Source organism: Stenotrophomonas sp. STEN021, assembly GCF_056760175.1.
Genome location: NZ_JBRREH010000009.1, coordinates 65,348 through 73,974 on the forward strand (window position 1 = coordinate 65,348; position 8,627 = coordinate 73,974).

Sequence of the window (8,627 nt, forward strand, 5' to 3'; positions counted from 1 at the left end):
CAACGGCAAACGCAAAAACCACCCCTCCCCAACCCTCCCCTGCGCTGCGCGCAAGGGAGGGGGTTGCTCGCGGCCATCTGCCAGTTCGCCGCTTGTCTCCCTCCCTTTGGTGCAGCCAAGGGGAGGGCCGGGGAGGGGTGCTTTTCGCAGCACTCAAGGCCGCTCCACACCAACATCCCAAAACACCCCCACTTTGATCCAACGCAGCCCACCCAGCACCGCAGCCGTGTACCTTTGAGCCGGTACCCGCAACAGGCGTCGCAATGAGCACCTATCACCTGCAGACCGTATTCCGCCCCCGCTCGGTGGCAGTGATTGGCGGCAGTCCACGCGATCGCTCCGCAGGCCGCGCGGTGATCCGCAACCTGCGCGCCGGCGGCTTCGCCGGGCAGATCGGCTGGGTCAGCCCGCGCTATGCCGAGATCGATGGCATGCGCACGGTCAAGAAGCTCAAGGACCTGCCGTGGATTCCGGACCTGGTGGTCATCACCGTGCCGGCAACGCTGTTGCCGCAGGTGGTTGCGCAAGCGGCCGACCTGGGCGTGGCTGCCGCCATCATTCTCACTTCCGGTCTTGGCAAGGGCCCGGGCTCCTTGGCCGCACAGGTGGAAGCCGCCGCACGGCCCAAGGGCATGCGCGTGCTCGGCCCGCATTGCCTGGGCGTCATCGCCCCGCATGCACGGCTCAACGCCAGCATCGCCGCACACACGCCGCAGGCCGGCGATCTTGCGCTGATTTCCGAATCCAGCGCGATTGCCGCTGCGCTGGTGGAATGGGGCGTGGCGCGCTCGGTCGGCTTCTCGGCGGTGGTTTCGCTGGGCGATGCGCTGGATGTCGACTTCGGCGATCTGCTCGATTACTTCGCCAGCGACTACCGCACCCGCGCCATCTTGCTCTACGTCGACCAGATCAGTGATGCGCGCAAGTTCATGTCGGCCGCACGCGCAGCTGCACGCGCAAAACCCGTGGTGGTGGTCAAATCCGGGCGCAAGCCGCGCGGCAGCGCAGAGGTGGTTACCACCCATTCGCAGGCGTTGGCCGATTCCGATGCGGTCTACGGCGCGGCCTTCAATCGCGCCGGCCTGCTGCGGGTGAACGCGTTGGACGAGTTGTTCACCGCCGCCGAGACCCTGGGCCGTCTCGGAACCTTCCCCGGCCGCCGATTGGCCATCCTCAGCAATGGCGGTGGTGTTGGCCGGTTGGCGGTGGATCAGCTGCAGGCACTCGGCGGCAGCCTGGCCGAGCTGTCACCGGCCACCGTCGCGCTGCTGGACCAGGCCTTGCCGCAGGGCTGGTCGCGCGACAACCCGGTCGACATCGTGGTCGATGCCGATGGCGGCCGTTACGCCTCGGCGATTGAAGCGCTGCTGTCCGACGATGCCAACGACGCGGTGCTGGTCATCAACGTACCGACTGCTTTCACCTCCTCGGCCGAGGCCGCGCAGGCGCTGACCACCACATTGGGGCAACGCTCGCGGCAGCTGCGCGACAAGCCGGTGTTCGCGGTATGGCTGGGCAATGACGACCGCGCCACGGTCACCCTCAACACCGCCCGCGTGCCGACCTATCCAACCGAGGCAGACGCCGTGCGCGGCTTCCAGCATCTGGTGCGTTACCGCGAAGCGCAGACCGCGCTGATGGAGACGCCGCCCAGCCTGCCGGCGGATTTCGTGGTGGACGTGCCGGCCGCACGTGCGCTGGTCGAGGCGGCGCTGGCCAACGACCAGCAATGGCTGGATCCGGTTGCCACCCACAAGTTGCTGCTGGCCTATGGCATCCCGTCACTGGAAGTGATGGTGGCGCGTGATGCACACGAAGCGATGGACCTGGCCCAGCCCTTGCTGGAGCAGGGCATGAGCGTGGCGGTGAAGATTTTCTCGCCGGACATCCCGCACAAATCCGAGGTCGATGGTGTACGCCTGAACCTGGGCAGCCTGCGCGCGGTGCAAGCCGAGGCGACCGCCGTCCTGCAGCGTGCCCGTGAGCAACGCCCGCAGGCGCGTATCGAAGGCGTGCTGGTACAGCCCAGCCTGACCCGGCCCAAGGCGCGCGAGCTGATCGCTGGTATTGCCGATGATCCGGTGTTTGGTCCGGTGGTCGTGTTCGGTCGTGGTGGCACCGCGGTGGAAGTGATAGACGACAAGACCTTGGCCTTGCCGCCGCTGGACCTGCGCCTTGCCCATGAAGTGATAGGCCGCACCCGGGTCTCGCGCATCCTCAAAGCCTACGGCGACGTACCGGCTGCGGACGAGCGCGCGGTGGCAATGGTGCTGGTCAAGCTGGCGCAGCTGGCGGCAGATATCCCGGAGATCCGTACGCTGGATCTCAATCCATTGCTGGTCGACCGCAATGGTGTGATCGCGCTCGACGCGCGCATCGCCATCACCCCGGTCAAGCGCCTGCACAAGGGCCGCGGTCATCCGCGCTTTGCGATCTTCCCGTATCCCACCGAGTGGGAGCGCACGATAGATCTGTCTGACGGTGGCAAGGCTTTCCTTCGCCCGGTACGACCGGAGGATGATGGCTTGTTCCGCGCGTTCTTCGCGCGGGTCACCGACGATGACCTGCGCCTGCGCTTCTTCCAGTCGGTGAAGCATTTCAGCCACGAATTCATCGCCCGGCTCACCCAGTTGGACTATGCGCGTTCGATCGCGCTGGTGGCGATTGATCCAAAGACGGGCGACATGCTCGGCGCGGTGCGCCTGCATGCCGATGCCGATTACAACCGCGGCGAGTACGGCATCCTGATCCGCTCGGACCTGAAGGGCCATGGCATCGGCTGGAAGCTGATGCAGATCATGATCGAGTACGCCGGCTGGTTGGGCTTGAACCTGGTGGAAGGGCAGGTGCTGCGTGAGAACAGCACCATGCTGGCGATGTGCCAGAGCCTCGGCTTCAAGGTGAAGGCCGACCCGGATGACTCGACCATCATGAATGTGACGCTGCCGGTGGGTGAGGTTAAGAGCTAAGGGCCAAGAGCTGAAGGCCAAGAGCCAAAAGCACCCCTCCCCAACCCTCCCCTGCGCTGCGCGCAAGGGAGGGGGCCGCTTGTCTCCCTCCCTTTGCCGCAGGCAAGGGGAGGGCCGGGGAGGGGTGCTTTGGCTTTGGCTCATGTCCAGACCCAGACGCAACTGAACCGCCATTCCCGGTGCCAAGCCCCACCCCGGTAGAATTCCCCAATGACTGATTCCATCGACTTCGATTCGCTGCGCCATATCGGCTGGCCCTGGCCCGGTGCTCCCGAGGACCCGCAATGGCAGGAAGCCTTTGCCGCCCACCCGCAGGCCCGTCCGGGGCGGGTGATCGAACAGCACCGTTCCGGTTACGTGGTCGCAGATGCGCCCGATAACAGCCTCAAGACCGAGTCGCCGCCGGAATGGCAGCGGCCGCGTTTCCCCAGCCATGAGCGTGCGGCGGTAGGTGACTGGGTGCTGCTGGATGGCAAGCGCATCGTCGCGCTGCTGCCACGGCATACCTCGATCAAGCGCGGTGCCGCCGGTGAGCATTATCACCAGCAGGTGATCGCGGCCAACATCGATACGGTGTTCATCGTTTGTGGCCTGGACGCCGACTTCAATCCGCGCCGTATCGAGCGCTATCTGCTGCTGGTTGGCGGCGGTGGTGCGTCGCCGGTGGTGGTGCTGACCAAGGCCGACCAGACCGAGTACAGCGAAGATGCATTGGCGGTGCTGGAAGACCTGGCTGCGCAGCAGATTCCGCTGCTGGCGATCAACGGCAAGGACCCGGAAAGCGTCTCGGCCCTGCTGCCCTGGCTGGGCCCGGGCAATACGGTGGTGCTGGTGGGTTCCTCCGGTGCCGGCAAATCCACCTTGACCAACACGCTGTTGGGCGAGGACCGGATGAAGACCAATGAAGTGCGCAGCAACGATTCGCGTGGCCGCCATACCACCACCCATCGCGCGCTGATGCCGCTGCCCTACGGCGCCTGTCTGATCGACACGCCCGGCATGCGTGAGCTCAAGCCGACCGGCGAGGAGACCTTGGCTGAAGGCGGCTTCGCCGACATCGAAGAGTTGACCACGCAATGCAAGTTCCGCGACTGCTCGCACCACAGCGAACCGGGTTGCGCGGTGCAGGAAGCCATCGAGCGTGGCGACATCGACGAGAGCCGGCTGGAGAGCTACCTCAAGCTGCGCGAGGAAGTGGCGCAGGCCGCAGCCAAACTTGCCCAGCGTCAGGCCGAGCAGGCGACCGAACGCAAGCACAGCGGGCGCGGTGCGCAATGGCGGCCGATCAACAAGGGCAAGCGGCGCTGAAGCTTGCCTTTGCTGCTTGGGCTCCCTCCCTTTTGCGCAGCAAAGGGGATGAAGAAGGCCCGCTTGCACGCCATTGACGCGCGGCCTGATGAACCACCGAAGGTTATGCCTTCGGGCCGGACGGGTTGGGGGAGGGGTAAGCTGTTCGCGCGTTGATGCGGTCGTGGCTTCGCGGCTTGCGCCGCTGCTCCGGCTCCCTCCCTTTTGCGGAGCAAAGGGGAGGGCTGGGGAGGGGTAAGCTGTTGGCAGCGTCAATGCGATTGTGGCTTCGCGGCTTACGCCGCTCCCACAGACGAGTGCTGGAACTGCGTTTTATTTGAATGGAGCAGGCATGGCCACAGTTGATACCCACAACGATCCAGCCATCAGCCATCACGCGGCGCTGGATGCGCGGATGGTGGCGGCGGTGCGTGGCATCCGTCTGCTGAGCCTGACCAGCTGGCCGGCCAACACGCAGGCGCCGTTCCTGGAAAGTGTGGCGCGCGGCAACCCGCTGCTGCCGCAGGTGGACTACCCCAAACTCGACTTCAGCGAAACGCGGCGCGAACTGGCCGCGGTGATGGCAGCGGTGGACGCAAGCCATCCGCTGGGCAGTTACATCCAGGATTCGGCGCGCAGCTGGGATCTGGCCGCGAGTCTGTTGGAAGGCCTGGGTACGCGTGCGGTGGACGACTATTCCACCCAGCTGTTCGGCGTGCCCGAGCAGCCGATGCCGGGCAATGGTCCGACCACCCGCGATGCGGCGCGGCACTTCATCCAGATTGCACAGGAACTGGACCACGAGTTGCTGGCACCGGAAGAACAGGTGCCGGTATCAGCCACGGCCTTGCAGTTGATGCTGCAGAGCGACCTGGATGAGTTCTTCGCCGGGCGCATGATCACGGTGGAGCTGGACCCGGAGCTGATTGCCAAGGCTGCTGCCGGCGCAACCCGCATCCGCCTGCGTACCCGCGCCACCTTCAGTGCCTATGACCGTGCCCAGCTCTACCATCATGAAGCGCTGGTGCATTCGCTGACCGCGCTCAACGGCCGCGATCAGCTGGTGTTGCCCAGCCTGGGCCTGTCCTCGCCGCGTATTACCGCCACGCAGGAAGGCTTGGCCACGTTTGCCGAGCAGATCACCGGCAGCATCGACATCCAGCGGCTCAAGCGCATCAGCCTGCGTATCGAGGCGATTGCGATGGCGCGTGATGGCGCCGATTTCATCGAGGTCTTCAATTACTTCCGTGGCGCTGGACAGACGGCCGAGGAAAGTTTTTCCTCCGCACAGCGCGTGTTCCGGGGTGTTCCCACCAGCGGCGGTGCGGCCTTCACCAAGGACACCGTGTACCTGCGCGGACTGGTCTCAGTGCACACTTTCTTCAGGCAGATGCTGCGCGATGAGCAGCTGCAGACCTGCCGCTGGCTGTTTGCCGGCAAGATGACGCTGGAAGACGCACAGACACTGACGCCGCTGTTCGAGGCCGGGGTATTGGCGCCGCCGCGGTGGTTGCCGCAGTGGATCAATCGCGCCAACGGGCTTGCCGGTGCATTGGCATTCTCGTTGTTCGCCAACCGCATCCGCATGGACCAGATCAGCGAAAGCTGAGTCGGCTCAGGGCCTGCCCAGCAACTGCTGCACCGCGCGTTCACCACTGCCCATCGCCAGCGTCCAGCCGAGCATGCCGTGGCCGATATTGCAGGCCAGGCCGTCGCCGAGGTTGCTGATGATCGGTGAGGTCCACGGCGTGACTGGGCGCAGGCCAGCCCAGCTGCTTTCGATGTGCTCGTAGTCAGCGGCTTCAGGCAGCGAGGCGCGTGCCTGTGCGATCAGCGTTGCCAGCCGCGCTGGTTCGGGTGTGGGATTCCAATCGTTGAGGTCAGCCAGTCCGGCGACGCGGATACGTTCGCCCAGGCGGCAGAACACCAGCTTGCGCTTGGTATCGGTGATGCTGACCCTGGGTGCATTGGCGCCCAACGGTGCGGTGAAGGAATAGCCCTTGATCGCCATCACCGGCATGCGCAGGCGCAGCGGTTTGAGCAGGGCAGGGCTGTCGATGCCGGCGCAGACCAGCACACGTGCTGCCTGCAGCCTGCGCCCGTCACCGGCCTGCAACTGCCAGCGGCCATCAGCACGGCGCAGCGACTGCGTATCGAAACCGAACAGTGCCTGCACGCCGTACTGCTGCTGCAACACCTGCAACAGGCCCTGGCTGAAGCGGTAGGGGTCGCCGGCCTCTTCATCTGGCGAGTAGACACCGCCGGCCAGCCACGGCGCGCCACTCAGTGCAGGTTCGATGGCGGTGGCTTCGGCTGCATTGACCAGCCGTTGCTGCACACCATGGCCACGTTTGAGCGCGATCATCGCGGCTGCGCCTTGTACGCCCTCGGTGGATGGGTACAGGTGCAGCTTGCCGGAGACCTCATGGTTGAAAGCGATGGGATGTTGCTGCAGCAGGGCCTGCATGGCCTGGCGTGATTCCAGCGCCAGTTCCAGCGTGGCCAGGGTATTGCGCTGCAGGCCCGCCGTATTGGCTTGGCGCAGGAAGGCCAGGCCCCAGCGCAGGAAGTCAGGATCGGCCGACCAACGTGTGCGAAAGGGGCCGTTGCGGCCGAATGCCATTTCCGGCAGCTGCGCCCAGGTTGCCGGGCCGGCCATCGCGTCGGTATAGGCGTAGCTGAGCTGTGCGCCATTGGCGAACGAGGTGCCCAGTGCAGGGCCGGTATTGCGATCCAGTAGCAGCACCGAGCAGCCGCGTTTTGCGGCGGCGTACGCGGTGGCCAGGCCCACCACGCCCGCGCCGATGATGACGAGGTCATGGCTGGAAGAAGCGTGGGATGTGGCGTTGGATGTCATCAGCGGAACGGTGCTACTGGGCAGGTGAGCAGCCATTGTCGCGCCAACCCGCGCGCAAGGCACGGGTGTGGCGCACGGAACGGGCCGCTTAGTGTGGCCAGAAGTTCAGGAAGCCGGTGATGATCAGCGCATTGATGAAGTCGATGAAGAACGCGCCCACCAACGGCGCCACCAGGAAGGCGCGCGGCGCCGGCCCGTAGCGCTGTGCCAGCCGGCGCATCACTGCCATCGCGTTGGCGGTGGTGCCGAGCATGAAGCCGATGAAGCCGCCGCCCATCACTGCTGCGTCGTAATCGCGGCCCATCAGCCAATAGATCGGCACCGCGAACAGTGCCACCACCGACACCTGGATGATCAGGTTGACCAGCAGCGGCAGGCCCATACCAGCCAATTCCCACAGTTTCAGATCCATCAACGCGATGGCCAGGAACAATGCCAGGCTGATATTGCCGATCAGGTCGGTGGTCGGTACCGACAGCTTGATCCAGCCGGTGTAGTCATCGATGTTGCGGATGATGGCGCCGACCAGCATCGCGCCGATATAGGTCGGCAGGGTCAGGCCGATGCCTTCGAATCCCTTGCCCACCCACACGCCCAGCCACATCGCCATCAGCAGCACGACGATGCTCTTCAATGCGTCGAACTCGCGCGCCGATTCGCTGGGATAGCGCACGACCACCGCTTCGTCCTCACCGAGCTGCGCGCCGGTAGCCTTCTGGCTTGGATGCTGCACCTTGAAACGCTGCATCAGCACAGTGATCACCGGGCCACCGACCAGACCGCCGCAGATGATGCCGGCCATGGCCGCCGTCACTGCCAGGCTTTCGGCACCGACCAGGCCGGCCTGCTCGAAATGCCCGGCGAAGGCCAGGCCGGTGGCCGGGCCACCGGTCAGCGTGGCTGAGCCGGCCAGCACGCCGAACATCGGGTTGAGGCCGAACATCTTGGCCACGCTGATGCCGATCAGGTTCTGCAGCACCGCGAAGATGCTGCCGATCAGCAGGAACAACATCACCTGCTTGCCGCTGACCCGCAGCAGCCGCAGGCTGGCATTGATGCCCAGGGTGGTGAAGAACGCCACCATCAGCGGTGTCTTGAGGGTGGTGTCGAGTGTGAACAGAGTGGTCTGCTGACCATGTGCCCACCATACGGCCAACGCCACCAGCAGGCCGCCCACCACCGGTTCGGGCAGGTTGTAGCGGCGGAAAAACGGGATGGCACGGCACAATGCGTAGCCGGCGAACAGGGTCAAGCCCGCGAAGGCGACCGTCTGTACGGCGTCGAGTTGAATCATAGGGGATGGGAACCTTGCACCAGCGAAAGGCGAACTTTGTCGTTCCCCACGCACAATAGCAACCGGGCCTATTGGCACTGGCCGGGCATAAGGGCCAGACCGGAGCCCTGCAGAGATGTAGTGCCGAGCCGTGCTCGGCAGAGGCTTTCCTAGCAATCCAGGTGTAGTGGGGGGCGGCCCGGGGGCCGGGGGGGGGCGGGGGGCGGGGGCCCGCCCCCGG

At 65.4% G+C, this 8,627-nt stretch carries 5 protein-coding genes; 3 read left to right on the forward strand and 2 right to left on the reverse strand.

Annotated elements, in window-relative coordinates:
* The first annotated feature begins 263 nt into the window (after positions 1-263).
* From ACVOL0_RS03320 to ACVOL0_RS03330, 3 genes are all read left to right on the forward strand, one after another.
* Entirely contained in the window at positions 264-2,969 is a 2,706-nt protein-coding gene (locus ACVOL0_RS03320; RefSeq protein WP_481547897.1) for a bifunctional acetate--CoA ligase family protein/GNAT family N-acetyltransferase, read from the forward strand.
* Positions 2,970-3,179: 210 nt separating this feature from the next.
* Positions 3,180-4,277 (forward strand): ribosome small subunit-dependent GTPase A, encoded by a 1,098-nt coding sequence (gene rsgA / locus ACVOL0_RS03325; protein ID WP_282273104.1) that lies wholly within the window; start codon positions 3,180-3,182, stop codon positions 4,275-4,277.
* A gap of 331 nt (positions 4,278-4,608) precedes the next feature.
* Positions 4,609-5,865, forward strand: a complete 1,257-nt coding sequence (locus tag ACVOL0_RS03330) for a flavohemoglobin expression-modulating QEGLA motif protein (protein WP_481547898.1) — start codon at positions 4,609-4,611, stop codon at positions 5,863-5,865.
* 6 nt (positions 5,866-5,871) lie between these two features.
* Here the strand turns inward: ACVOL0_RS03330 and ACVOL0_RS03335 are convergent, their stop codons facing one another.
* Both ACVOL0_RS03335 and gltS read right to left on the reverse strand, forming a co-directional pair.
* Positions 5,872-7,113 (reverse strand): FAD-dependent oxidoreductase, encoded by a 1,242-nt coding sequence (locus ACVOL0_RS03335; protein ID WP_481547899.1) that lies wholly within the window; start codon positions 7,111-7,113, stop codon positions 5,872-5,874.
* A gap of 88 nt (positions 7,114-7,201) precedes the next feature.
* Positions 7,202-8,407 carry a sodium/glutamate symporter gene (gene gltS / locus ACVOL0_RS03340; protein ID WP_481547900.1) on the reverse strand — a complete coding sequence of 402 codons (1,206 nt, stop codon included), beginning with the start codon at positions 8,405-8,407 and terminating at the stop codon, positions 7,202-7,204.
* Between the last annotated feature and the right edge of the window lie 220 nt (positions 8,408-8,627).

Bases quoted from the DNA above. Each gene is read 5' to 3' on its own strand.
- ACVOL0_RS03335 (WP_481547899.1), bottom strand. From the start codon at position 7,113: ATGACATCCAACGCCACATCCCACGCTTCTTCCAGCCATGACCTCGTC.
- ACVOL0_RS03320 (WP_481547897.1), top strand. From the start codon at position 264: ATGAGCACCTATCACCTGCAGACCGTATTCCGCCCCCGCTCGGTGGCA.
- rsgA (WP_282273104.1), top strand. From the start codon at position 3,180: ATGACTGATTCCATCGACTTCGATTCGCTGCGCCATATCGGCTGGCCC.
- ACVOL0_RS03330 (WP_481547898.1), top strand. From the start codon at position 4,609: ATGGCCACAGTTGATACCCACAACGATCCAGCCATCAGCCATCACGCG.
- gltS (WP_481547900.1), bottom strand. From the start codon at position 8,407: ATGATTCAACTCGACGCCGTACAGACGGTCGCCTTCGCGGGCTTGACC.